Origin of the sequence: Aquabacterium sp., assembly GCF_021768455.1 — a bacterium.
Lineage (GTDB): Bacteria > Pseudomonadota > Gammaproteobacteria > Burkholderiales > Burkholderiaceae_C > Aquabacterium.
The window spans coordinates 1-23,520 of sequence record NZ_JAIZVX010000033.1 but is presented as its reverse complement, the minus strand read 5'-3'; the positions used below and the strand labels follow the sequence as shown (position 1 = coordinate 23,520).

The following is a 23,520-nucleotide window of genomic DNA, read 5'->3' as shown; positions in this document are numbered from 1 at the left end:
GCATGTACGTCTTGTTGCAACGCAAAATCCCCTGTAGATTGCAGGGTGACCCGCGTTGGCAGCATGGCCGCGTCGTGCCCTAGCTGAACCTGGGCTCCAGCGCCTTTCCCTCAGGACCATGACCGATTCCGCCACCCTCGCCCCTGATCAAGCTGATGCCTCCGCCGAAACCACGGGCGCCACGCCCGAGTCGGCCAGCTTCCTCGTGGCCCTGGGTGCCTCGGCCGGGGGGCTGGATGCGCTGAGCCGGCTGTTCGATCACCTCCCTGCCAACACGGGGGCGGCCTTCGTCGTCATCCAGCACCTCTCGGCCGAACACCCGACCCTGATGGACACCCTGCTGGCCCGCCACACGGCCATGCCGGTGGTCATCGCCCACGAAGGCGATGTGTGCGAGCCCAATCGCGTGCTGCTCATCCCGCCGGGCAAGCACATCAGCCTGCTCGATGGCCGCGTGGTGCTCACGCCCAAACCGGCCCATGGCATCGGCCTGCCGATCGACGAATTCCTGGTGTCGGCCGCACGCGAGTGGGGCGAGCGCCTGGTCGCCGTCATCCTCTCGGGCACGGGTTCGGACGGCTCGCGCGGCATCGTGCGCGTCAGCGAATGGGGCGGCCGGGTCATCACCCAGAGCCCGGATTCCGCCGAGTTCGATGGGATGCCGGTCAACGCCCTGGCCACGGGCGTGGTCGACCACGTGCTCGGCCCGGAAGAGATCGCCGGTCTGTTGGGCAAGACCCTGGCTTCGGCCTCGTCCATGGCCGGTGCGGTGCATGCCGAGCTGATGCAGGACCCGCTCAGCCTCGCCGAAGACGTGGTCAATACGCTCAACACCATCTCCGGGGTGGTGCGCCAGTACGCAGGGCTCGATCTTGAACAGTACAAGCCCGACATGCTCTTGCGCCGCATCCGCCGCCGCATGCAGTTGCTGGGCATCGATTCTCTGCTGTCCTATGCCGACCTGCTGGTGGGCAACGAGGCCGAGGCCCACCAGTTGCGGCGTGAGGTGCTGATCCCGGTCACGCGCTTTTTCCGCGACCCCGAAACCTTCGAGCACCTGGGCGAGCACATCCTGCCCAAGCTGCTGGCCGAGCACCCGGCGGACAAACCCTTCCGCGTCTGGGTCACGGCCACGGCCACGGGGGAAGAGGCCTATTCCCTGGCCATGGTCCTGCTCGAGGTCTGCCAGCGCATCCGTCGATGGCCCACGATCAAGATCTACGCCACCGACGTCGAGCAGCGCTTCCTCGATGTGGCGGCGGCGGGCAGTTACCCCGAATCCATCGAAGCCGAGGTCTCGCCCGAGCGCGTGGCCCGCTTTTTCAACCGCAAGGACGGGCGCCTGGTCATCAAGCCCGATGTGCGCTTCCTCATCGTTTTTGCGCGCCACAACGCCCTGAGCGACCCTCCCTTCACGCGGCTCAACCTGGTGTCCTGCCGCAACATGCTGATCTACCTGCGCCCACCCGCGCAGGAGACCGTGTTGCGCCGCCTGCAGTTTGCCCTGGTGCCCAAGGGCATCCTGATGCTGGGCCGCAGCGAGTCGCTTTCCGCGCTCGAACGGGATTTCTCCGTGGCCGACAGCCGCGCCCGCGTCTATCGCCTGGAGCACGGTGGCAAGCCCCTGGTGCTGCCCACCGGTCGCCAGCCTTTCCAGGCCGACCTGCGCACGGCCGCCTCTCCCGCATTGCAGACGGCTCAGTTTGCGCAGGCCCAGGCTCAGGTCATGCTGCAGCAGCTGGCCCGCCAGTACGCGCCCCCTTCGGTCCTGATCGACGACAAGCGCGTGGTGCAGCACGTGGTCGGCAACCTGGGTGAATTGCTGCGCCTGCGCGGTGGGCCGCCCAGCCTCGATCTGCTCGACCTCCTGCCGCCTGAGCTCAACCCGGTGGTGCGCGCCCTGATCCGCCGCCTCGAAAGCGAAGACGGCCCGGTGCGTTCGCCCGCCCTGGCCTGGCCCCCTCTGCCTGCCGAGGCGGAGGTCCCCACGTTGTCGCCTCAGGGGGGGCTCATCGTCACCGCCTCGGCCTTCACCGCGCCGCCGCAGCCAGGGCGTCTGATCTTGCTGTCTTTCGAGCCGGCGCAGCGCTACATCTCGCCGCTGGAGGCGCCCGAGGTGCTGGCCTTGAGCGACCCTGCTCGCGAGCACGTGGCCCAGATGGAGCGCGAGCTCACCATCACCCGCGACTCGCTGCAGGCCACGATCGAAGAGCTGCAGACCACCAATGAAGAGCTGCAGGCCACCAACGAAGAGCTGATGGCCTCGAACGAAGAACTGCAGTCGACCAACGAAGAGCTGCAGTCCGTCAACGAAGAGCTGTACTCGGTCAACGCCGAATACCAGAGCAAGGTGAAGATCCTGGGCGCCCTCAATGCCGACCTCGAGGGCATGTCGCGTGCCGTGGGCGTGCCCAACCTCTTTGTGGACGACAAGCTCCACCTGCTGCGCCTCACGCCCGAGACCACGGTGCTCTTCAACCTGCGCGATTCCGACATCGGCCGCAGCATCGAAGACTTCGCCCACCGGCTCGATTACCCCGAGTTCTTCGCCGACCTGCGCCGCACCATGGCCACCGGTGTGACGGTGGAGCGCGAGGTGCGCAGCGACGACGGCCGCTGGCACCTGGCCCGCCTGTTGCCTTACGCCACCGACAGCCTGGGTAACGTGGGCCACAACCGCGCCGTGGCAAGCTTCGTGGACATCACCGCGCTGCGCAGCGCCAGCCGCCTGCAGGCCATCGTCGATGCCGTGCCGGCCAACCTGGCGCTGATCGACGCCCAAGGCGTGATCCTCACGGTCAACAAGCGCTGGCGAGAGTTCGCCGAGGCCAATGGTGACCGTGGCCTGGTTCACACCGGGCCGGGACAAAACTACCTCGCGGTGACGGCCCAGGCAGTTGCCTCAGAGCGAGGGGAGGCTGCCCAGCAGATGCTGGCGGCCGACCAAGGCGTTCGGCAGGTGCTGAACGGCGAGACCGAAGAGTTCTTCCAGATCTACCCCTGCCATGCGCCCGACGAAGCCCGTTGGTTTGCATTGCACGTGACGCCCTTGCGGCTCAAGGGGGGCGGCGCACTGGTGAGCCACTACAACGTATCCCGCTGGGCGCCTGCGGTCAAGGAGATCGTCCATGAGCAGAGCCCAGATCACCCTCAAGGCGGCGGAGCGCGGCCATCTGCTTGACCTGAACCCCGAGCTGGACGCCCAGGGGCGCCTGCTCGAAGAGCTTCGCATCCACCAGGTCGAGCTGGAGATGCAGGCCCAGGCGCTGCAGGAGAGCCAGCTGCAGGCCCAGCGCCAGGCGCGGCTCTACCAGCACCTGCTGGCCGAGGTGCCCGTGGCGCTGTGCCGGATCGACGAGCGTGGCCTCATCGTCTCTGTCAACCGGGCGGCTGAACAGTTGCTCGGGGCAGGGGCCCATGCGCTGGAACGCCGTCCGCTCTTTCTCTTCGGGTTTGACGAGGAGTCTCGCCGCCGCCTGCTGCGGGCGCTGCACGAAGCCCGCGAGTCGCTGCGTTTCGAGTCCAGCCACCACCGCTTCAAGGTCAAGGAGGTCGAGCTCCTGCTTGACCTGAAGTTCTCCCGTGTGCCGGCCGAATCGGGCGACCAGGCCGAGTGGATCGTCAGCCTGGTCGACCAGACCGGCTACTACCGTGAACACGCCGAGCTGCAGGACGCCCTGGCCGCCAACCGTGACCTGGCCCTGGTGGCCGATTGCGCGCCCACCATGGTGGCCATTTGCGATGGCTGTGAGCGCGTGCTGTGGGTCAACCCCCGCTTCACCGATGTCACCGGACTGAGCCTGATCCAGGCCCAGGGCAAGGTGCTGCTGGACCTGCTCTCCGGCCCCGACACCGACCGCAGCATCGTGCTGCACACCCGCCACACCTTGATGGAGGCGGGGGAGGTGCGCCGCGTACGCCTGCAGGGCTACACCCGCCAGGGCCAGCCCCGCTGGCTCGAGATCAGCCTGGTCGCCGTGCGCGATGCCGATGGCGCCATGACCCGCTGCATCGCCATCGCCGAAGACGTCAGTGAGGCCATCCAGGCCCAGGCCGAGCGCGACGTGCTCATGCGCAGCCAGGCCATGCACACCGTGCAGTCCGATTTCCTCTCGCGCATGAGCCACAACATGCGCACGCCGCTCAATGCCATCCTCGGGTTCAGCCAGGTCATGTGCCTGGTGCCAACCGGCCTGCAGCCGGGCCAGCTGCAAAAGCTGCAGCTCATCCACGATGCGGGGCAGCAGCTGCTGCAGATGGTCAACCAGGCGCTCAGCCTGGTGCGCCTCGAATACCAGACCCAGCACTTCGAGATCGAGACCCTGGCGCTGGACGACATCGGCGTCGAAGCCACCCAGCTGCTGCTGGAACGTGCCGATGAAAAGGCCATTCACCTGCGCACCCGACTTGAACCGGTGCGTGTGCAGGCCAACAGCCAGCTGCTGCGAGAGATCGTGGCCAACCTGCTGAGCAACGCCATCAAGTACAGCCACCGCGACAGCGTCATCGAGATCAGCAGTTTCGAAGTCGATGGCGAGGCCTGCCTGTCGGTGCGAGACCATGGCATCGGCATTCCGCCCGACAGCCTCGGTGAACTCTTTCGCCCCTTCAGTCGGCTGGAAAACGGCCGCAACATGGCTGCAGGCCACGGACTGGGGCTGGCCATCTCGCAGCAGCAGGCGCAACTCATGCAGGGGTGCATCACGGTCGAAAGCACCCTGGGCGAAGGCAGCGTCTTCACCCTGCACCTGCCCGTGGGTGCGGCGCAATGCGGTGCCACGGCCGGGAGCGATCGCCAACGCGCCTTGCCCAAGGCCATCGGGCCCTTGCACCTGGTTTATGTGGAAGACGACCCGGTCAATCGCCAGCTCTTCGAGTCGGTTGTGGGCCTGTACCCCGATCTGCGCCTGGCCATGGCCGAGACCGCCGAGCAGGGCCTGAATCTCATCCGCCAGATCGAGCCCGAAGTCGTGCTGCTCGACATCAACCTGCCCGATGGCAACGGCATCGACATGTGCCGCACCATCCGTGGCTGGCACATGCCTGGCCTGCAGCTGATGGTGGCCCTCAGTGCCGACGCCATGCCCGACCAGATGGCCGAGGCGCAACGCGCCGGCTTCGACCACTACCTCACCAAACCCCTGCACATCGAGCGCCTGCTGGAGCTGCTGGACGCGGCCCAGAAAGCGGCCCAGCACCCTCGGAGCAAGGCGAGCCTGTCCTGAGCGATCAGGCCAGTCCGGCCTCCTCGAACACCGCCCGCCAGGCCGCCAGCTTGCGCGCGAACGGCCAGCTCGCGTTGGCCGGGCTGGTCGATGGCAGCTTGAACACCGGCAGGCCCAGGGCCTCGGTGCGTTGCCGGTGTCGGGCCGATTCCCCGCCGTTGTGCGCGATGGCCACCAGCGTGGGCACGGACCGGATCAGGGCGGCCAGGTCATTGGGCTCGGCCGCGCGGATGGCGCTGTCCAGGCTGCCCTGGCGTTCGCAGCCGGCATAGACGTCCCAGATGGCCAGGCCGCGAGCGTGCACCACGGGCAGGCGCTCGGCATAGGGGCGGTGCTGTAAGGCATCGGCGCCTTCCAGCCCCCAGATGGCCGAGAGGATGGGCCAGAAGGCGTTGCGCGGGTGGGCGTAGTACTGCTGCGCCGCCAGCGAGGCCACGCTGGGGAAGCTGCCCAGGACCAGCAGGCGCGCCCCTGGGGCCACGATGGGCGCCAGACCCTGCAGCCGCTCGGCGTGCGGTGGGTGGTCGCTAGGCAAGGGGGGCAGAGCAGCAGGGGGCACGGCAGCGACTGTGCCACACTGCGCCCGTGAAAAAGAAGAAGCCTGTCCTGCCCGATGCCACCATCTCCGAAGAAGGTGGCCTGCGTTACCTGCACCTTGACACGCCCTGGATCCAGGGCGCCATGCGCATCCGCAAACCCCAGAAGCTGGAGCTGGAATACATCCAGCGCATGATGGCCTGGATGCTGCTGCGCGAGCCCGAAGCCCTGGCCGAGACCCGCTGTCTGCAGCTGGGCCTGGGTGCCGCTGCCATCACCAAGTATTGCCACAGCGAGCTGCGCCTGCCGACCACCGCGGTCGAGATCAACCCGCAGGTCATCGGCATCTGCCGTAGCTGGTTCCACCTGCCCGAAGACGACGAGCGCCTCACCGTCATCCTGGGTGACGCCGCCCGCTATGTGGCGGACGACGCCCACGTGGCCTCGGCCGATGCCTTGTGCGTCGACCTCTACGACCACGAAGCCGCCAGTCCCGTGCTCGACGACGAGGACTTCTACCGCGCCTGCTGGCGCGTGCTCGACGATGGCGGCGTCATGACCGTCAACCTCTTCGGGCGCGAGGCCAGCTTCGAGCGCAGCACCGCCCGCATCAGCGCCGCCTTCGGCCCCGAGCACGTGGCCATGCTCAAGCCCACCACAGAGGGCAACACCATCGTGCTGGCCTGGAAGGGTTTTTCGCTGCCAGAGCGGGAAGTGCTGGCCCAACGTGCCGAAACTTTGCAAATCAGGTGGTCGCTGCCCGCGCGAAAATGGGTCAAGCTTCTGTCTCGGTTTGCCGCGTGATCCCCATCCGGCAGACCCTCACCCGATCCTGCCCATGAGTGCCCACGCTCCCGCCCCTGCCAAGCCGGCCGCTGCCGCGCCGCGTCGCCCCATCACCCACAAGGGGCCGCTGGAGTGGCGCATGCTGCTCACCTGGCTGACCGAGGATGGCCTGCTCACCGTGAAAGACGGCGAGAAGGTGGCCAAGCGCTTTGCCGCCGGCGATTCGGCCCAGCACCCCCTGGTGCGCCTGGCCGGCATGGGCCTGACCCGCGCCGACACCGGCAACGCCCTGGAACTGGAGCCGCTCACCGAATGGCTGGCCGCCCGTGTGGGCTTGCCTTACCTGCGCATCGACCCGCTCAAGGTCGATGTGGGCCGGGTGGCCGAGATCATGTCCATCAACTACGCCGAGCGCCGCAAGGCCCTGCCGGTGCAGGTGGGCCTGCAGGACATCACCATCGCCACCAGCGAGCCACTGGACGTGGCCTGGATCGAGGAAATCCTCGTCCACACGAAGAAGAACGTGAAGCTGGTGGTCTCCAGCCCGCTCGATCTTCAGCGCTACCGCACCGAGTTCTACACCCTGGCCAAGTCGGTGCGCGATGCCAACAAGAAGACGGGCGACTCGGTCGCGCACAACTTCGAGCAACTGGTCGAGCTGGGCAAGAGCAACCGCCAGCTCGATGCCAACGACCAGGGCATCATCCAGGTGGTCGACTGGCTGTGGCAGTACGCCTTCGACCAGCGCGCCTCTGACATCCACCTCGAACCCCGCCGCGAGATGGGTGCCATCCGCTTCCGCATCGACGGCGTGCTGCACACGGTCTACCAGGTGCCGCTGTCGGTGATGCAGGCCATGACCGCCCGCATCAAGCTGCTGGGCCGCATGGACGTGGTCGAAAAGCGCCGCCCGCTCGATGGCCGCATCAAGACGCGCAACCCGGGTGGCGACGAGGTCGAGATGCGCCTGTCCACCATGCCCACCGCCTTCGGCGAGAAGCTGGTGATGCGCATCTTCGACCCGGACAACACGGTCAAATCCTTCGAAGCCCTGGGCTTTGCGCCCGGCGAAACCCAGATCTGGGAGCAGCTGGTGGCCCGGCCGCACGGCATCATCCTGGTCACCGGGCCCACGGGCTCGGGCAAGACCACGACGCTGTACTCCACGCTCAAGCGCGTGGCCACCGACGAGGTCAATGTCTGCACCATCGAAGACCCGATCGAGATGATCGAGCCTGCGTTCAACCAGACCCAGGTGCAGCCCGCCATCGACCTGGGCTTTGCCGAGGGCGTGCGCGCCCTGATGCGCCAGGACCCCGACATCATCATGGTGGGCGAAATCCGCGACCTGGAGACGGCCGAGATGGCCATCCAGTCCTCGTTGACCGGTCACCTGGTGTTTTCGACCCTGCACACCAACGATGCGGCCTCGGCCATCACCCGCCTGACCGACCTGGGCGTGCCGCCTTACCTGATCAGCGCCACCGTGATCGGGGTGCTGGCCCAGCGCCTGGTGCGCACCCTGTGCCCGCACTGCAAGCAGCCCGACGAGGCCATGAAGTCCGAGATGCTGGCCGAGGCCATCAAGCCCTGGCGCCTCAACGGCAAGCTCACGCCTTACAAGCCCGTGGGTTGCCTGGAGTGCCGCATGACGGGCTTCAAGGGGCGGGTGGGCCTCTACGAGTTGCTGCCGGTTAGCGAGGCCGTGCGGAGCGCCATGCACCCCCACATCGACATGCCCCGCTTGCGCCAGACGGCAGCCAAAGAGGGCCTGCGCCCCCTGCGCCCGGCTGGGGTGATGAAGGTGGCCGAAGGCGTGACCACGCTGGAAGAGGTGCTGCGCAACACGCCTCAGTGGGAGACCTGAGCCCCGCCTGCCGTGTGGCTGCCGGTGTCGCCCAGGCCGGGGGAGCTGTCGGCCTGCAGGGTGGTGTGGGCTGCGCCCGAGAAGTTCGGCACCACCACCTCGCAGCGGATGCCCTGCGGTTCCACCTCGACCCAGCGCACGCTGCCGCCCAGCTGCTTGATGCGCTTGCGCACCCCGCCCAGGCCCAGGCCATGTGACCAGGTGGCCGGTGCGCGGCCCGTGCCGTTGTCTTCCACCGTCAGGCTCAGGGTGTCCTGCTGCAGGGTGAGCGTCACCACCACGAGGTTGGCCCGCGCGTGGCTGATGGTGTTGCTGACCAGTTCGCGCAGGATGCGGGTCAGCGCCGACCACTGCACCATGCTCAGGGCCAGATCGGTGTCGAGTGTCATGGCCCATTTCAGCTCGCAGCGGGCCACGCCCAGGCGGTGGCTGAGGTCGCGCTTCCATTCGCCGGCGGCCTCGGCCAGGCCGTGAGACTGCGCAGCCAGGCCCCGGGTCAGGGTCTTGAGGTCCTGGATGGTGTGGCGGATGTACTCCTCGATCTCGGCGTTCGGGGCCTGGTACATCAGCGTGAGCAGGCGCGCGCCGATGTCGTCGTGCAGGTCCTGGGCGATGCGCAGGCGCTCCTCGCTGCGCCCTTGCTCCACGGCTTCGTCGAAGCTCAGGGCGCGCTGCAGCTGCTCGGTGATGCGCTGCGCCAGGCTGGCATCGGCCGTGGTGAACAGCCGCTGGCCTTTGTGCGAATGCCGCAGCACCAGCACATGGCGGGGCGAGGACGGTGGCGGACCCGAACGAGGCAGCGGCACCAGCAGCACCGAGCCATTGCCGCGCAGGCTGGCTGCGGCCGCATCGCCGCGCACCAGGCTGATTTCCAGGGGGTCGAAGAGCTCGCGCATCAGGCGCATCAGCGAAGCGTCCAGCGTGTCGGGTTGGCGCTCGACCTGGCGGGCGATGCGGTAGAGCCGCTGGAACAGCCGCTCCATGGTGAGCGCCTCCTTGCCCGGCAACTGCGTCATCAGCCAGCGGCGGATCAGCAGGTAGACGCCGAAGGAGAAGAACAGGGACAGCGTCATGGACGTGAACTGGCCCAGCGAGAACACGGCCACGAAGAGCAGGTCGAGCGAGGCGGCGATGGTGCTGGAGGCCGCCAGCAGCGAGAACTCCTGCAGGATGGGCCGCGAGCGCGACAGGTAGGGCGACAGCAGCAGTTCGGTGGCGACGAACACATGCCAGGTCATCACCCCGAACACCGCGATGTTGAGCCGCATGTCGGGGCGGTTGAGGCCGTGGGTGATGGCCAGCCCCAGGAGCGCCCAGGTCCCCAGGGTGATGAGGGTGAAGCGCCGCATCACCAGGGTGAAGGGGTGAGGGTCGGCGCGGTGGGCCGCGCTCATCAGGGCCACGGAGGCCAGCACCAGGCCGGCGCAGCCTCCATGCAGGGTCCACCAGCAGCGGTCGGAGTCGAGCTCGGACACGCCCAGCCACAGGCCCAGGGCCACGAGCCAGCCCAGGCCGGCATACCAGGGCCATCCGGCCAGTTTGCGAGGGTGGAGCACGGCCACCTGCACCATGGCTGCCGCGCTGAGCAGGTCGAAGGACAGTCGCCAGTGGGTGTCGGCGAGCACGAACCAGCCGGGGGCGAAGATGTCGAGGTTGGCGCCCACCGCCATGAACATCAGCTGGCCACTGGCGCTCAGGGCCAGCACGGCAAAGGCGACATTGCGCCATTGCGGGCCGGCCAGCACCACCACCGCCCCCACCGAGAGCACCACGAGCGCCAGCCCGCTCAGGAGCCAGAACAGGGGGCTCAGGCCGCCCCAGCCACGGGGCGCGATCAACACCGGTTCCGTCACGCCACCTTGCAGCACCAGCTGGGCCTGCAGGCCGCTGTCGCCCCAGTGAGCCCGAAGCAGGTCGGCCTGCCGATGCAGGGCGAAAAAGGCCGTGCGCTCGCCAGCGTCGCTGATCCAGCGGCCCGAGCGCTGCAGGGTGAGCAGGCTCACCGGGAGGTTGAGGGGCGAGGCCTGCGGCGCACCGTCGCTGGAGGGGGGCAAGGCCACGCGCAGCCCCTGGAGCGCCTGGCCCTCCAGCCGCTGCAGCGTGGGGTAGTCCACCCCATGCAGCCGGACCTCTCCTTCCGCCGTGGCCCGCAGCGAGACGGGCAACTTGGGTTGGCCCGTCAGCCACTGGGCCACCAGAAAGATGGCGCCGCAGGACAGCAGCACCACCCCCACCAGCAGGCGCAGCCGCCAGCCGATCCAGCGCGGCAGCTCATGGGAGCCGCGCAGCACCTCGTCCAGGCTCAACCAGGGCAGGGCAGGGCGAGCGGTGTCGGCCGGTGGCGAGGGGCGGTTCATGCGCGGGCCACGGGCATCTCAGGCCATGGGTCGTTCAGACCAGGCCTTGTTTGCTCGCCAGCACAGCGGCCTCGGCCCGGCTCGAGACGTTCAGTTTTTTGTAGATCGACTTGATGTGGTCGTTCACCGTGAACCACTTGATGCCCATGAGCGAGGCGATCTCCTTGATCGTGAAGCCCTTGCTCAGGTAGGTCAGGACCTCGCTCTCGCGCGGCGTCAGGCGCTCATGGTCGATGGCCGGCGCGGCGGCGGGGGCCGACGGTGCCACGGGCTCGGCCGTGTGCACCGCACCGCCGCTGCCCATCAGGCCGTCGCCGGTGCGGAAGTGGGTGAGCAGGCGCCGCGCGATGGCCGGCGACAGGGGCGGCTGCCCGCGCACGATCTTCTGCAGCTCTTCCACCAGCACTTCGAAGCGGTCTTCCTTCAGCAGGTAGCCATCGGCACCGCACTGAAGCGCCGGGAAGAGGTGGTCGTCATCGGAGTAGAGCGTGGTCACGATGCGCGTGGCCGGGTAGCCCGTCAGTTCGGTCAGCAGCTCCAGACCGCTGCCATCGGGCAGTTCCAGGTCGACCAGGATCAGCTGGAAGGGATCGGCCGACTGCGGGGCCTTGCCTCCCGGCGCGTGGCCCAGGATGCGGCGGGCGGCGTCGAGGTCACCGGCTTCGGTGATGCTGCTGACGTCGCTGAAGCTCTCCCGCACCACGCGGCCAAGGAAGCCGCGTGCCACCGGGTTGTCTTCGAGGATCAAAACCTTGACAGCCATGGAACTCCTCCCGAAGCCGCCAGGGGCTGGCCGGCCGGGTTTGTTGGGCCCCACGGGGGTGCCGTGGGCTCGTCTGTTCAGACGAATTGACACCGTGATTATCGGCCCGACTTTACATGGTGGAAGAGGGGGCGCCCCCCTGTTTGCCGGTATTCCGACGGCGGCGGGCCGCGGGCTGTGGCGCTCCTACAATGAAGGCATGCGTATTCTCATTGCCAACGATGACGGTTACCTGGCGCCTGGCATCGCCGCCCTGGTCGAGGCCTGTGCCGGTCTGGGGTCCGTCGATGTGTTTGCCCCTGAGCGCAACGCCAGCGGCACCTCCAATGCCCTGACCCTGCACCAGCCTCTCAGCCTGCACACGGCGGCCAATGGCTTCCGCTATGTCAGTGGCACGCCGTCCGACAGCGTGCACCTGGCCCTGACCTCGGGCCTCATCCCCAAGCCCGATCTGGTGCTCTCCGGCATCAACAAGGGCGCCAACATGGGCGACGACACCCTCTATTCCGGCACCGTGGCCGCGGCCACCGAGGGTTACCTCTTCGGCGTGCCGGCCATCGCCTTCTCCCTGGTCGGACACGGCTGGGACCACCTGGATGCGGCCGCCCGCGTGGCCTGCCAGGTGATCGAGCACGTGCTGGCCCAGCCCCCCGCGCCAGGCCCCTGGCTGCTCAACGTCAACATCCCCGCGCGGGCCGATGCCGAGCAGTGCCCCTGGCAGGTCACCCGCCTGGGCCGGCGCCACGCCAGCCTGCCGGCCGTGGCCCAGCACAACCCGCGTGGCGACCTGTTCTACTGGATCGGCCCTGCCGGTGAGGCCCGCGAAGGCGGCGAGGGCACCGACTTCCACGCCGTTGCCAGCGGTCAGGTCTCCATCACCCCGCTGCAGGTCGACATGACCGACCACCAGCGCCTGCCGGCCTGGCAGGGCTGGACGAGCCGCCGATGAGCCAGTCGCCGTCTGATCGCAAGCCACGCTTCCCGCTGAAGCTGGATCAGGTGGCCGTGCGCCCGGTGGCCGGTCGCGCACCGGCGCCCGCCGTGGCCGCACGCGAGGTGCTGCGCCCCCAGGCGCCCCTGCACCAGGCCGAACAGGACCGCCGCCGCCACACCACGCCGGGTGGCGTGGGCCTGGACTCCGTGCACGTGCGCCGGCGCATGGTCGAGCGCCTGCTGGCCGACGGCATCGGCCACGCAGGGGTGCTCGAGGCCTTTGGCATGGTGCCTCGCCACCTCTTCGTCGACACCGCCCTGGTCAACCAGGCCTACGAAGACACCAGCCTGCCCATCGGCCTGGGGCAGACGATCTCCAAGCCCTCGGTCGTGGCGGCCATGATCCAGTTGCTGTGCGCCCGGCCAGGCCTGGTCGGGCCAGGGGCCGACACGCCCCATCCCCTGGGCGCCTGCCTGGAAATCGGCACCGGTTGCGGTTACCAGGCCGCCTTGCTGGGGCAGATGGCGCGCCGCGTGGTCTCCATCGAGCGCCTGCACGACCTCCACCTCAAGGCCCGCGCCAACCTCGAACTCGTTCGCCCCCATCTGCCTCGCTGGCCCGATGTGCGCCTGGTGTTTGGTGACGGCATGCTGGGCCACGGCCCCTCGGCCCCGTACGACACCATCATTGCCGCGGCCGGCGGGCAGGCCCTGCCCGAGGCCTGGCTCGATCAACTCGCTCCGGGCGGTCGCCTCGTGGCCCCCACCGACGACGGCCGGGGCGGCGGACAGGTCCTGGCCATCGTCGACCGCCTGCCCGACGGCAGCCTGCGGCACAGCCGCGCCGGGGCCGTCCTCTTCGTGCCCCTAAAATCGGGCACCACATGATGTACGTGCCGCAGGGCGCCGCCCTGGGGTACCAACGCGTCCCATGCCCATGACATCCACTTTCAGGTTGGCCGCTTCGGCGGTTTCTTTGCTCATCCTTGCGGGCTGCGCTTCGCCCACCCACAAAGCCCCGGTGGAAGACCGCAGCCGCCCCAGCACCACCGGTGGCAGCACCTCGGCCGCTCAGGCTGCCGCACCGCGCGTCCTGCCGGGCGCCGAGAACGCCGGCAAGCCCGGTTACTACACCGTCAAGTCGGGCGACACCCTCATCCGCATCAGCCTGGAATCGGGCCAGAACTGGCGCGACATCGCCAGCTGGAACGGCCTGGAGAACCCCAACCTCATCGAGGTCGGGCAGGTGCTGCGCGTGGTGCCGCCCACGGCCGAACCCGGTTCCGCCTCGGTGGTGGTGGCCACCAAGCCCCTGAGCACGCCGCGCATCGAGTCGCGCACGCTGGAGAACAAGCCCGGCAGCGCCGCCAGCAAGCCCGAAAAGCCCGCCGACAAACCGGCGGACAAGGCCGCAGCCGGCGCATCGTCCGCCGCGGCCGCTGCCTCAGAGTCCACTCCCAAGGAAGGCAAGGACGCCAAGGAGCCCGCCCGCGATGCCGACGAGCCCAACTGGATCTGGCCCGCCAACGGACCGACCATTGGCAGCTTCGAAGAGGGCAAGCGCAAGGGCCTGGCCATCGGTGGCAAGGCCGGTGACCCGGTGGTGGCCTCGGCCGATGGCCGCGTGGTCTACGCCGGCTCCGGCCTGCGCGGCTATGGCAACTTGGTGATCATCAAGCACAACGGTGAATACCTCACCGCCTACGCGCACAACCAGACCTTGCTGGTCAAGGAAGACCAGGTCGTGCGCCGCGGCCAGAAGATCGCCGAGATGGGCTCGACCGATTCAGACCGCGTCGGCCTGCACTTCGAGATCCGCAAGCAGGGCAAGCCGATTGACCCGGCGCGACAGCTGCCCAGCCGCTGAGCACCCGCAGGCCACCGTCACAGCGGGCCACCGCCGAAGCGGCCCTCAGTCCTGAGACAATCGGGGGATGAGCGATTCATCCCCCGATTCCATTTCCGGCCTGCCTGGTGGCACGCCCGCCGAGGGCCTGAGCGACACCGCCGCGGCCCCTTTGCCCGATCCGGTCCCGCCGCACCTCGAGTGGCTCACCATCGAATCCCTGGACCTCGAAGCTCAGGGCGTGGCCCACCGCGCCGACGGCAAGGTCGTCTTCATCGAAGACGCCTTGCCTGGCGAAGAGGTGCGCGTCAACGTCAACCGCCGCAAGAACAGCTGGGAGCAGGCCACCCTGACCGAGATGCGCCGTGAAAGCGCCCAGCGCGTCGCGCCCAAGTGCGAGTTCTTTGGGCTGTGTGGCGGCTGCAAGATGCAGCACTTCCATCCGGCCGCCCAGGTGGCCGTCAAGCAGCGCGTGCTGGAAGACAACCTCTGGCACCTGGGCAAGGTCAAGCCCGGCACCCTGCTGCGCCCCATCGAGGGGCCGGCCTGGGGGTACCGCTACCGGGCGCGCCTCTCGGTGCGCCACGTGGCCAAGAAGGGCTCGGTGCTGGTGGGCTTTCACGAGCGCAAGTCGCGCTATGTGGCCGACATGCGCAGCTGTGCCATCCTGCCGCCGCACGTCAGCCGCCTGATCGAGCCCCTGCGTGACCTCGTCTACAGCATGGACCAGCGTGACCGCCTGCCCCAGATCGAAGTGGCCGTGGGCACCCAGGTCACCGTGCTGGTGCTGCGCCACCTCGAAGCCCTGAGCGCCGCCGACGTGCAGCGCCTGCGCGATTTCGCTGCGGCCCACAGCCCGACCGAGCCCGGACAGGCGACCCTGTCCTGGTGGCTGCAGCCCAAGGGCCCCGAGACCGTGCACCCGCTGGACGAGACCCTGCCGCAACTCGACTACACCCTGCCCGAGTTCGGCATCACCATGCCCTTCAAGCCGACCGACTTCACCCAGGTGAACCATGGCATCAACCAGGTGCTGGTGGGCCGGGCGCTGCGCCTGCTGGGCGTCGAGCGCCACGAACGCGTGATCGACTGGTTCTGTGGCCTGGGCAACTTCACCCTGCCCCTGGCCACCCAGGCCCGCGAGGTGCTGGGCATCGAAGGCAGCGAGACCCTGGTGGCCCGCTCGCGCGACAACGCCGTCGCCAACGGCCAGGCTGCCAACACGTCTTTCGTGGCGCGCAACCTCTTCGAGATCACGCCCCAGGAGCTGGCATCCTACGGTTATGCTGACAAGTGGCTGGTCGACCCGCCTCGCGAGGGTGCCTTCGCCCTGGCCAAGGCCATTGCCGACCTGCACCAGGACCCCACGCTGGTGCCCGACTGGGTGCCTCCGAAGCGCATTGTCTACGTCAGCTGCAACCCGGCGACCCTGGCGCGCGACGCCGGCCTGCTGGTGCACCAGGGTGGTTACCGCTGCGTCTCGGCCGGGGCCGTCAACATGTTCCCGCACACGGCCCACGTCGAAAGCATGGCCGTGTTCGAGCGCGACTGAGTCGCCTCACCGCACAGCAAAAAGGGCTCCCGAGGGAGCCCTTTTTTCATCGCGGCCCCGAAGGGCCTTGAAGCGGTGCCGTGACCCCAGGTCAGAGCACTTCGGAGGCGAAGTCCGCCAGGCGCGAGCGTTCGCCGCGCGCCAGGGTGACGTGGCCGCTGTGAGGCCAGCCCTTGAACTTGTCGACCGCGTAGGTCAGGCCCGAGCTGCCTTCGGTGAGGTAGGGCGTGTCGATCTGCGCCAGGTTGCCCAGGCAGATGATCTTGGTGCCCGGGCCGGCGCGGGTGATCAGGGTCTTCATCTGCTTGGGCGTCAGGTTCTGCGCCTCGTCGATGATCAGGAACTTGTTCAGGAAGGTGCGCCCCCGCATGAAGTTCATGGACTTGATCTTGATCTTGCTGCGCACCAGTTCGTTGGTGGCTGCGCGGCCCCATTCGCCGGCCGAGCTGTCTCCCCGTGCCAGCACCTCGAGGTTGTCGTCGAGCGCGCCCATCCAGGGCGACATCTTTTCCTCTTCCGTGCCCGGCAGGAAGCCGATGTCCTCGCCCACCGGCACCGTCACGCGGGTCACGATGATCTCGGTGTAGCGGCGCTCATCGAGCACCTGGCTCAACGCAGCGGCCAGTGTCATCAGCGTCTTGCCGGTGCCGGCCGAGCCGGTCAGCGTCACGAAGTCGCATTCCGGGTCCATCAGCAGGTTGAGCGCGAAGTTCTGCTCGCGGTTGCGCGAGGTCACGCCCCACACCGCATGCTTCGGCGCCGAGAAGTCCTTCAGCGTCTTGAGCGTGGCGTGCTTGCCCGTGATCTCGGTGACCTTGCCGTACCAGGGCGTGGCACCCGGGCTTTCGAGGTAGACGAACTGGTTGACCAGCAGCACCGGCACCATGGGGCCCATGACGCGGTAATAGGTCACGCCGGCCTGTTGCCAGCTCTCCATGCCCTTGGCGTGGCGCTCCCAGAAATCGGCGGGCAGTGGCAGCACGCCGGTGTAGAGCAGGTCGCCGTCTTCCAGGGTCTTGTCGTTGAAATAGTCTTCCGCCGGCAGGCCCAGGGCGCGCGCCTTGATGCGCATGTTGATGTCTTTCGACACCAGCACGACTTCTCGGCCCGGGTGCTGCTGGCGCAAGGCCTCGACCACGCCCAGGATCTGGTTGTCGGCCTTGCCCTGCGGCAGGCCCATGGGCAGCTCGACGGCCATGCCCATGGTCTGGAAGTAGAGCTTGCCCGCGGCCTCCACATGGCCCGTCTTGGACAGCGGCAGGCCCGAGGCCGGGTCCACCTGCTGGCGGCTGGAGAGGTCGGCGGCGAGGGAGTCGAGCTCGCGGCTGACCTGGCGGGCGTTGCGCGCCACCTCGGTCATGCCCTTCTTGTGCCCGTCCAGCTCTTCGAGCGTGATCATGGGCAGGTAGATGTCGTGCTCATCGAAGCGGTAGAGCGACATCGGGTCGTGCAGCAGCACGTTGGTGTCGAGCACGAAGAGCTTGGCCGGGCCATCGGCCGGCTTGCGGCGGCGTGTGGTGCCCGAGCTGGTGGGCGCGGCCTTGGCCTTGGCGCTGCTGGCAGGCGCAGTGGCCGTCGGGGCGGGCGCGACCACCTTCTCTGCCACGGTGGGCAGGGCGGCGGGCGCCACCGGTTCGGCCTTGGCTGGTGCGGTCGGTGCCGTGTTCTTGACCAGTTCGAGGACGGGCGGCGCGGCCACCGAGGTGGCGTTGGCGACGGACGCGGTCGTGCGGCTGCGGGCCTTCGCCGGCTTCGCCGGTTTGGGCTGCGACGTGTAGTCGTCTGCGGTCAGCATGTCAGCACGTTTGGTGGGCGGCTTGGGCAGAGGCATGGTGAGGTCCGTGGCTGGGGTGGCACAAACAAAAAAGGCCGCACAAGCGATGTGCGGCCTCGGTCTGGTCGGTCAGGCGGGCGCAAGGGGTGCGCTCGGCCGATCGGTGGCCAGATGGGGGGCTGAGTCGGTGAAAGCTCAGGGGCATGCGAACGATTATGCACAGTCCGTGCCGGGCCTCCCTGAGGATTTGTGGTGACTTGCCGACACCGCATTCGGGGCTATGCTGAGGGGCTGGGTGCGGCAGCCATGAGGGGCGGTTCGGGGCCTCCATGGCGTGGCGCGGCCAAGAAAAAAGCGCCACGAGGGCGCTTTGTCCGGGAGGCGGTCCTGATGGAATCAGGCGGCTTCCTGCTTCAGGCCTTGCACGGCCTTCAGCACGTCTTCCACGTGACCTGCGACCTTGATGCCGCGCCATTCTTCGCGCAGGATGCCATCGGGGCCGATCAGGAAGGTGGAGCGTTCGATGCCCTTGACCTTCTTGCCGTACATGATCTTGTTCTTGACCACACCGAACATGTGGCAAAGCTTTTCTTCGGTGTCGGCGATCAGCTCGTAGGGCAGTTCGAGGTTGAGCTTGAACTTGTCGTGCGAGGTGAGGTTGTCGCGGGAAACGCCAAACACCACGGCGCCAGCATTGACGAATTCCTTGTGTTTGTCACGGAACTGCATGGCTTCCGTGGTGCAGCCTGGTGTATGGTCCTTCGGGTAGAAGTACAGCACCACGGTCTGGCCAACATAGCTCTGGGGCGTGAATTTCACACCACCAGTGGCCACAGCTTCGAATTCCGGCAACGGTTTGTTGAGGGCGGGTGTCATGTGTCGTGTTCAGCAACCTGCTTGAATAGCCCCCGATTATAAAGTGCTTCTGAGTGCATCCCCGCAACTCGGGGGCTATCCCCCGGAAGGTGGGTCCGGTATGGCGGGCACATTGGGCAGGTTCTCGCCCTTGTTCAGCCCTCGATCAACAAGGCGGCCCAGACCTGGCGGCCTTCGCCCACGAGGATGTTGAAGGTGCGGCAGGCGGCGGGGGTGTCCATGGTTTCGGTGCCGATGCGGGCGGCCATCAGCGGGCGCAGCACGGCCGGCGACGGAAAGCGCAGCTTCTGGCCGCTGCCGAAAATCAGGAGTTCCGGGCGGGCATCGGCCAGCGTCTGGAAATGACCCTCGTTCAGCTCCCCCAGGGCGGTCACCGGCCAGGCCTGCACATCACCCGTGGGCGGCACCAGCACGCTGTGCGTGTAGACCACGCCGTTCACCGACACCGAACGCTCGGTGTAGGCGTGGATGACGTTGACGCCTTCGGCTTGATCGGCTTGCAGTTTCATGGGGCGGGAGACGGCTGGAGGGCGGCGCGCGGCGTCGTGGCCGGGTGCGGATGGGTGTGGTTAAATTGTAGCTTTCCCTGCGTGGAGCCCATTTTGAAACCGATCGCCAAGTCCAGCAAACTCGCCAGCGTCTGTTATGACATCCGTGGGCCTGTGCTGGACAAGGCGCGCCAGATGGAAGAAGAGGGCCACAAGATCATCAAGCTGAACATCGGCAACCTCGCCGTGTTCGGCATCGAGCCGCCCGACGAGATCGTGCAGGACATGATCCGCAACCTCTCGGGCGCCGCCGGCTACACCGATTCCAAGGGCCTGTTCGCCCCGCGCAAGGCGGTGGTGCACTACTGTCAGGAAAAGAACATCGCGGGCGTGACGGTCGACGACGTCTACCTGGGCAATGGCGCCTCCGAGCTGATCGTGATGTCGCTCAACGCTCTGCTCAACGAGGGTGACGAGGTGCTGCTGCCTGCGCCCGATTACCCGCTTTACACCGCTGCCGTGTCGCTTTCCGGCGGCCGCCCGGTGCATTACATCTGCGACGAGCAGCAGGACTGGTACCCCGACATCGCCGACATGCGCGCCAAGATCACGCCGCGCACCAAGGCCATCGTCGTCATCAACCCGAACAACCCGACCGGCGCCCTCTACCCGGACAGCCTGCTGCTCGAGATCGTGCAGCTGGCCCGCGAGCACAACCTGATCATCCTGGCCGACGAGATCTACGACAAGACCTTGTACGACGGCGCCACGCACACCTCGATCGCTTCGCTGGCCGATGACGTGCTGTTCATCACCTTCAACGGCCTGAGCAAGAACTACCGCAGCTGCGGTTACCGCGCCGGCTGGATGGTGGTGTCGGGCGAAAAGCGCCATGCCAAGGATTACATCGAGGGCCTCAACATCCTGGCTTCGATGCGCCTGTGCGCCAACACCCCGGGGCAGCTGGCCATCCAGACCGCCTTGGGTGGCTACCAGAGCATCAAGGACCTGATCGCTCCCACGGGCCGACTCGGCAAACAGCGTGACCTGGCCTACGAGCTGCTCAGCCAGATCCCGGGCGTGAGCGTGGTCAAGCCCAAGGGGGCGCTCTACATGTTCCCCAAGCTCGACCCCAAGATGTACCCGATCGCCGACGACCAGCAGTTCGCCTACGAGCTGCTCGCCGAGGAAAAGGTGCTGATCGTGCAGGGCACGGGTTTCAACTGGACCCACCCTGACCACTTCCGCCTGGTGTTCCTGCCCAACAGCGACGACCTGACGGACGCCATCGGACGCATCGCGCGCTTCCTGGATGGCTACCGCAAGCGCCACGCCTGATTCATCCCCCTGACCCCTGAGAACGACCATGCCGCCCACGAGGCGGTGTGCTGCGAGAGACCAAGCGAGAGAGCAAAGACCATGAGCCAAGAACAACTGCGCCCCGTGCGCGTCGGCCTGCTGGGCATCGGCACCGTCGGTGGCGGCACCTTCACCGTGCTGCAACGCAACCAGGCTGAGATTCGCCGCCGTGCAGGCCGTGGCATCGAGGTCGCCATGGTGGCCGACCTCAACACCGATCTGGCCAAACAGGTCGTGGGCGATGCCGCCCAGATCGTGGCCGACGCCCGTGCCGTGATCGCCAACCCCGACATCGACGTGGTGGTGGAGCTGATCGGCGGCTACGGCATCGCCAAGGCCCTGGTGCTGGAAGCCATTGCGGCCGGCAAGCACGTGGTCACGGCCAACAAGGCCCTGCTGGCCGTGCATGGCACCGAGATCTTCGCGGCCGCCCGCGACAAGGGTGTGATGGTGGCCTTCGAGGCCGCGGTGGCCGGTGGCATCCCCATCATCAAGTCGCTGCGCGAAGGCCTGACGGCCAACCAGATCCAGTGGGTGGCGGGCATCATCAACGGCACGACGAACTTCATCCTGTCCGAGATGCGCGACAAGGGCCTGGATTTCGACGTGGTCCTGAAGGAAGCCCAGCGCCTGGGTTACGCCGAAGCCGACCCGACCTTCGACATCGAAGGCGTGGACGCCGCCCACAAGGCCACGCTGATGAGCGCCATCGCCTTCGGCATTCCCGTGCAGTTCGACAAGGCGCACGTGGAAGGCATTACCAAGCTTTCGGCCACCGACATCAGGTACGCCGAGCAGCTGGGCTACCGCATCAAGCTGCTGGGCATCGCCCGTCGCCAGGCCGCCGGCATCGAGCTGCGCACCCACCCCACCCTGGTGCCGATGCGCCGCCTGATCGCCAACGTCGAAGGCGCGATGAACGCCGTGATGGTGCAGGGCGATGCCGTGGGCACGACCATGTACTACGGCAAGGGGGCCGGTGCCGAGCCGACCGCTTCGGCCGTGATCGCTGACCTGGTCGACATCGCCCGCCAGCTGGAAGCCGCGCCCGCCTCGCGCGTGCCGGCCCTGGCTTTCCAGCCTGACGAGCTTTCGCCGCTGCCGATCCTGCCCATCGACGAGGTCGTGACCTCGTTCTACCTGCGCCTGCGCGTGGCCGATCAGGCTGGCGTGCTGGCTCGCATCACCAGCATCCTCGCCGAGCAGGGCATCAGCATCGACGCGGTGCTGCAGCGCGAAGCCGATGAGGTGAGTGGGGAAGGCGGCAACCAGACCGATCTGATCATCCTGACGCACGAAACCAAGGAAGGCGCCATGAACACGGCCCTGGCCGGCATGCAGGCCTTGCCGACCGTGCTGGCCCCGATCGTGAAGCTGCGCAAGGAAGAGCTGGCATGAAGTACATCAGCACCCGCGGCGACCAGACGCAGCGCGGCTTCTCCGAGATCCTGCTGGAAGGCCTGGCGCCCGATGGCGGCCTCTACCTGCCGACGTCCTACCCGAAGATCGACGACGCGACGCTGACGAAGTGGCGCGGCCTGAGCTATGCGGAGCTGGCCGGCGAGATCCTGTCGCTCTACATCGACGACATCCCCCAGGCTGACATCAAGGCCCTGGCGGCCAAGACCTACACCAAGGCGGTCTACGGCTTCGACGAGATCACGCCCCTGAAGCCGCTGGAGCCGGGTCTGGCCCTGCAAGCCCTGTCGAATGGCCCCACGCTGGCCTTCAAGGACATGGCCATGCAGCTGCTGGGCAACCTGTTCGAGTACGAGCTGGCCCGCCGCGGCGAGTCGCTCAACATCCTGGGTGCCACCTCGGGTGACACCGGCAGCGCGGCGGAGTACGCCATGCGCGGCAAGAAGGGTGTGCGCGTGTTCATGCTTTCTCCGCATGGCCGCATGAGCCCCTTCCAGCAGGCCCAGATGTTCAGCCTGCAGGATCCCAACATCCACAACCTGGCCGTGGAAGGCGTCTTCGACGACGCCCAGGACATCGTCAAGGCCGTCTCCAACGACCTGGCTTTCAAGCGCCAGTACAAGATCGGCACGGTCAACTCGATCAACTGGGCCCGCCTGCTGGCCCAGGTCGTGTACTACTTCGCCGGCTACTTCTACGCCACCAAGTCGAATGCCGAGAAGGTCAGCTTCACGGTGCCTTCGGGCAACTTCGGCAATGTGTGCGCCGGCCATGTGGCCCGCATGATGGGCCTGCCCATCGACACGCTGGTGGTGGCCACGAACGAAAACAACGTGCTCGACGAGTTCTTCCGCACCGGCGCCTACCGCGTGCGCGGCAGTGCCGAGACCTACGAGACCTCTTCGCCCTCGATGGACATCTCGAAGGCCTCGAACTTTGAGCGCTTCGTGTTTGATCTGCTGGGTCGCGACGGTGCCAAGGTCAAGGGGCTGTTCAAGGATGCGATCGAGCAGGAGGGCGGCTTCCAGCTCTCGGCCGACGACTTTGCCAAGGTCGCGCAATACGGCTTCGTGTCTGGCGCCAGCCGCCACAGCGACCGCCTGGCCACCATCAAGGACACCTTCGAACGGTTTGGCGTGGTCATCGACACCCACACGGCCGACGGCCTGAAGGTCGCGCGCGAGCACACCCGACCCGGCGTGACCATGCTGGTGCTGGAAACGGCCTTGCCCGCCAAGTTTGCCGAGACCATCGTCGAGGCCATTGGCCAGCAACCCCAGCGCCCGAGCTGGATTGCCGGCCTCGATGGCCTGGAGAGCCTGCCCAAGCGCTTTGTGGTCGTCCCCAAGGACACCCAGACGGTGAAGGACTACGTGGTCCAGCACTGCCAGGACTGAGCCTGGTGACGCGACAACCGGGCCCCTGCGGCCCGGTTTTGCTTTGTGGCGCGCGGAACGGGCCTGACTTGACCCGATCTGCCCCGCCCTTTCGTTTCTGACCCGATTTGACCCGATTCACGCCATGGCCGCCCACTTCAAACCCCTGATGCCCCTGGACGACGCCTGGTCCGCGCTGCATACCGCCTTGCAGGCCTTGCCGGCCCGCGTGCTGACCGAAGCCGTCGACAGCATGGACGCCCTGGGCCGCGTGCTGGCCGAGCCGCTGTGCTCGACCGTGGCCGTCCCCCCGGCCGACAACGCCGCCATGGATGGCTACGCCGTGCGCGCGGCCGATTGCG

The 23,520-nt window shown here is 67.5% G+C and carries 17 protein-coding genes and 1 pseudogene; 12 read left to right on the top strand and 6 right to left on the bottom strand.

The annotated features are described in order from the left end of the window. Positions 1 to 118: 118 nt before the first annotated feature. Complete coding sequence (locus QZ994_RS06655; RefSeq protein WP_290869972.1) at positions 119 to 3,181, top strand: chemotaxis protein CheB; 3,063 nt, start codon at positions 119 to 121, stop codon at positions 3,179 to 3,181. Then, on the top strand, positions 3,129 to 5,225 hold the full coding sequence (locus tag QZ994_RS06650; protein WP_290869969.1) for a PAS domain-containing hybrid sensor histidine kinase/response regulator: 2,097 nt from the start codon (positions 3,129 to 3,131) through the stop codon (positions 5,223 to 5,225). The genes QZ994_RS06655 and QZ994_RS06650 overlap by 53 nt, the downstream gene beginning before the upstream one ends. A 4-nt stretch (positions 5,226 to 5,229) precedes the next feature. Here QZ994_RS06650 and QZ994_RS06645 read toward each other — a convergent pair whose 3' ends face one another. Then, positions 5,230 to 5,760 carry a DNA-deoxyinosine glycosylase gene (locus QZ994_RS06645; protein WP_290869966.1) on the bottom strand — a complete coding sequence of 177 codons (531 nt, stop codon included), beginning with the start codon at positions 5,758 to 5,760 and terminating at the stop codon, positions 5,230 to 5,232. Positions 5,761 to 5,810: 50 nt separating this feature from the next. Here QZ994_RS06645 and QZ994_RS06640 point away from each other — a divergent pair, with 50 nt between their 5' ends. Together QZ994_RS06640 and QZ994_RS06635 are read left to right on the top strand one after the other, a co-directional pair. Continuing rightward, positions 5,811 to 6,566, top strand: a complete 756-nt coding sequence (locus QZ994_RS06640) for a spermidine synthase (protein WP_290869963.1) — start codon at positions 5,811 to 5,813, stop codon at positions 6,564 to 6,566. A gap of 34 nt (positions 6,567 to 6,600) precedes the next feature. After that, positions 6,601 to 8,415 (top strand): GspE/PulE family protein, encoded by a 1,815-nt coding sequence (locus QZ994_RS06635; RefSeq protein ID WP_290869960.1) that lies wholly within the window; start codon positions 6,601 to 6,603, stop codon positions 8,413 to 8,415. Here the strand turns inward: QZ994_RS06635 and QZ994_RS06630 are convergent. After that, the gene (locus tag QZ994_RS06630) at positions 8,400 to 10,772 is read right to left on the bottom strand and encodes an ATP-binding protein (RefSeq protein WP_290869957.1); all 2,373 of its coding nucleotides are present in this window, start codon (positions 10,770 to 10,772) and stop codon (positions 8,400 to 8,402) included. The two genes, QZ994_RS06635 and QZ994_RS06630, sit on opposite strands and share 16 nt — an antisense overlap. 34 nt (positions 10,773 to 10,806) lie before the next feature. Next, on the bottom strand, positions 10,807 to 11,535 hold the full coding sequence (locus tag QZ994_RS06625; RefSeq protein WP_290869954.1) for a response regulator transcription factor: 729 nt from the start codon (positions 11,533 to 11,535) through the stop codon (positions 10,807 to 10,809). A 199-nt stretch (positions 11,536 to 11,734) separates the two neighbouring features. Here QZ994_RS06625 and surE point away from each other — a divergent pair, with 199 nt between their 5' ends. The 4 genes from surE (at position 11,735) to rlmD (ending at position 15,866) form a co-directional block, all read left to right on the top strand. Next, positions 11,735 to 12,484 carry a 5'/3'-nucleotidase SurE gene (gene surE / locus QZ994_RS06620; protein ID WP_290869951.1) on the top strand — a complete coding sequence of 250 codons (750 nt, stop codon included), beginning with the start codon at positions 11,735 to 11,737 and terminating at the stop codon, positions 12,482 to 12,484. Beyond that, entirely contained in the window at positions 12,481 to 13,356 is an 876-nt protein-coding gene (locus QZ994_RS06615) for a protein-L-isoaspartate O-methyltransferase (RefSeq protein WP_290869948.1), read from the top strand. The genes surE and QZ994_RS06615 overlap by 4 nt, the downstream gene beginning before the upstream one ends. A gap of 43 nt (positions 13,357 to 13,399) precedes the next feature. Next, positions 13,400 to 14,335, top strand: a complete 936-nt coding sequence (locus QZ994_RS06610) for a peptidoglycan DD-metalloendopeptidase family protein (RefSeq protein WP_290869945.1) — start codon at positions 13,400 to 13,402, stop codon at positions 14,333 to 14,335. A gap of 67 nt (positions 14,336 to 14,402) precedes the next feature. Beyond that, positions 14,403 to 15,866: a 23S rRNA (uracil(1939)-C(5))-methyltransferase RlmD gene (gene rlmD, locus QZ994_RS06605; RefSeq protein WP_290869942.1), complete on the top strand. Its 1,464-nt coding sequence runs from the start codon at positions 14,403 to 14,405 to the stop codon at positions 15,864 to 15,866. A gap of 91 nt (positions 15,867 to 15,957) precedes the next feature. On the opposite strand, the gene QZ994_RS06600 is transcribed toward rlmD, so the two are convergent. The 3 genes from QZ994_RS06600 to QZ994_RS06590 form a co-directional block, all read right to left on the bottom strand. Beyond that, positions 15,958 to 17,697: a PhoH family protein gene (locus tag QZ994_RS06600; protein ID WP_290869939.1), complete on the bottom strand. Its 1,740-nt coding sequence runs from the start codon at positions 17,695 to 17,697 to the stop codon at positions 15,958 to 15,960. Positions 17,698 to 18,036: 339 nt separating this feature from the next. After that, positions 18,037 to 18,516 (bottom strand): peroxiredoxin, encoded by a 480-nt coding sequence (locus QZ994_RS06595; RefSeq protein WP_290869936.1) that lies wholly within the window; start codon positions 18,514 to 18,516, stop codon positions 18,037 to 18,039. Positions 18,517 to 18,650: 134 nt separating this feature from the next. Beyond that, positions 18,651 to 19,025 (bottom strand): Mth938-like domain-containing protein, encoded by a 375-nt coding sequence (locus tag QZ994_RS06590; RefSeq protein ID WP_290869933.1) that lies wholly within the window; start codon positions 19,023 to 19,025, stop codon positions 18,651 to 18,653. A gap of 93 nt (positions 19,026 to 19,118) precedes the next feature. On the opposite strand from QZ994_RS06590, the gene QZ994_RS06585 reads away from it, so the two are divergent. The 4 genes and pseudogenes from QZ994_RS06585 to QZ994_RS06570 form a co-directional block, all read left to right on the top strand. Then, a complete protein-coding gene (locus QZ994_RS06585; protein WP_290869930.1) occupies positions 19,119 to 20,342 on the top strand; it encodes a pyridoxal phosphate-dependent aminotransferase in 1,224 nt (407 codons plus the stop codon). Between the two features lie 96 nt (positions 20,343 to 20,438). Next, positions 20,439 to 21,761 (top strand): homoserine dehydrogenase, encoded by a 1,323-nt coding sequence (locus QZ994_RS06580; protein WP_290869991.1) that lies wholly within the window; start codon positions 20,439 to 20,441, stop codon positions 21,759 to 21,761. Next, on the top strand, positions 21,758 to 23,179 hold the full coding sequence (thrC, locus tag QZ994_RS06575) for a threonine synthase (RefSeq protein WP_290869926.1): 1,422 nt from the start codon (positions 21,758 to 21,760) through the stop codon (positions 23,177 to 23,179). The genes QZ994_RS06580 and thrC overlap by 4 nt, the downstream gene beginning before the upstream one ends. A 124-nt stretch (positions 23,180 to 23,303) precedes the next feature. Next, positions 23,304 to 23,520: pseudogene (locus tag QZ994_RS06570) on the top strand (molybdopterin molybdenumtransferase MoeA); the annotation flags it as partial.

What these genes read in the sequence shown, in the direction of transcription:
- QZ994_RS06655 (WP_290869972.1), top strand. Translation starts at nt 119, where the DNA reads ATGACCGATTCCGCCACCCTCGCCCCTGATCAAGCTGATGCCTCCGCC.
- QZ994_RS06650 (WP_290869969.1), top strand. Translation starts at nt 3,129, where the DNA reads ATGAGCAGAGCCCAGATCACCCTCAAGGCGGCGGAGCGCGGCCATCTG.
- QZ994_RS06635 (WP_290869960.1), top strand. Translation starts at nt 6,601, where the DNA reads ATGAGTGCCCACGCTCCCGCCCCTGCCAAGCCGGCCGCTGCCGCGCCG.
- QZ994_RS06630 (WP_290869957.1), bottom strand. Translation starts at nt 10,772, where the DNA reads ATGAACCGCCCCTCGCCACCGGCCGACACCGCTCGCCCTGCCCTGCCC.
- QZ994_RS06625 (WP_290869954.1), bottom strand. Translation starts at nt 11,535, where the DNA reads ATGGCTGTCAAGGTTTTGATCCTCGAAGACAACCCGGTGGCACGCGGC.
- surE (WP_290869951.1), top strand. Translation starts at nt 11,735, where the DNA reads ATGCGTATTCTCATTGCCAACGATGACGGTTACCTGGCGCCTGGCATC.
- QZ994_RS06615 (WP_290869948.1), top strand. Translation starts at nt 12,481, where the DNA reads ATGAGCCAGTCGCCGTCTGATCGCAAGCCACGCTTCCCGCTGAAGCTG.
- QZ994_RS06610 (WP_290869945.1), top strand. Translation starts at nt 13,400, where the DNA reads ATGCCCATGACATCCACTTTCAGGTTGGCCGCTTCGGCGGTTTCTTTG.
- rlmD (WP_290869942.1), top strand. Translation starts at nt 14,403, where the DNA reads ATGAGCGATTCATCCCCCGATTCCATTTCCGGCCTGCCTGGTGGCACG.
- QZ994_RS06600 (WP_290869939.1), bottom strand. Translation starts at nt 17,697, where the DNA reads ATGCCTCTGCCCAAGCCGCCCACCAAACGTGCTGACATGCTGACCGCA.
- QZ994_RS06595 (WP_290869936.1), bottom strand. Translation starts at nt 18,516, where the DNA reads ATGACACCCGCCCTCAACAAACCGTTGCCGGAATTCGAAGCTGTGGCC.
- QZ994_RS06590 (WP_290869933.1), bottom strand. Translation starts at nt 19,025, where the DNA reads ATGAAACTGCAAGCCGATCAAGCCGAAGGCGTCAACGTCATCCACGCC.
- thrC (WP_290869926.1), top strand. Translation starts at nt 21,758, where the DNA reads ATGAAGTACATCAGCACCCGCGGCGACCAGACGCAGCGCGGCTTCTCC.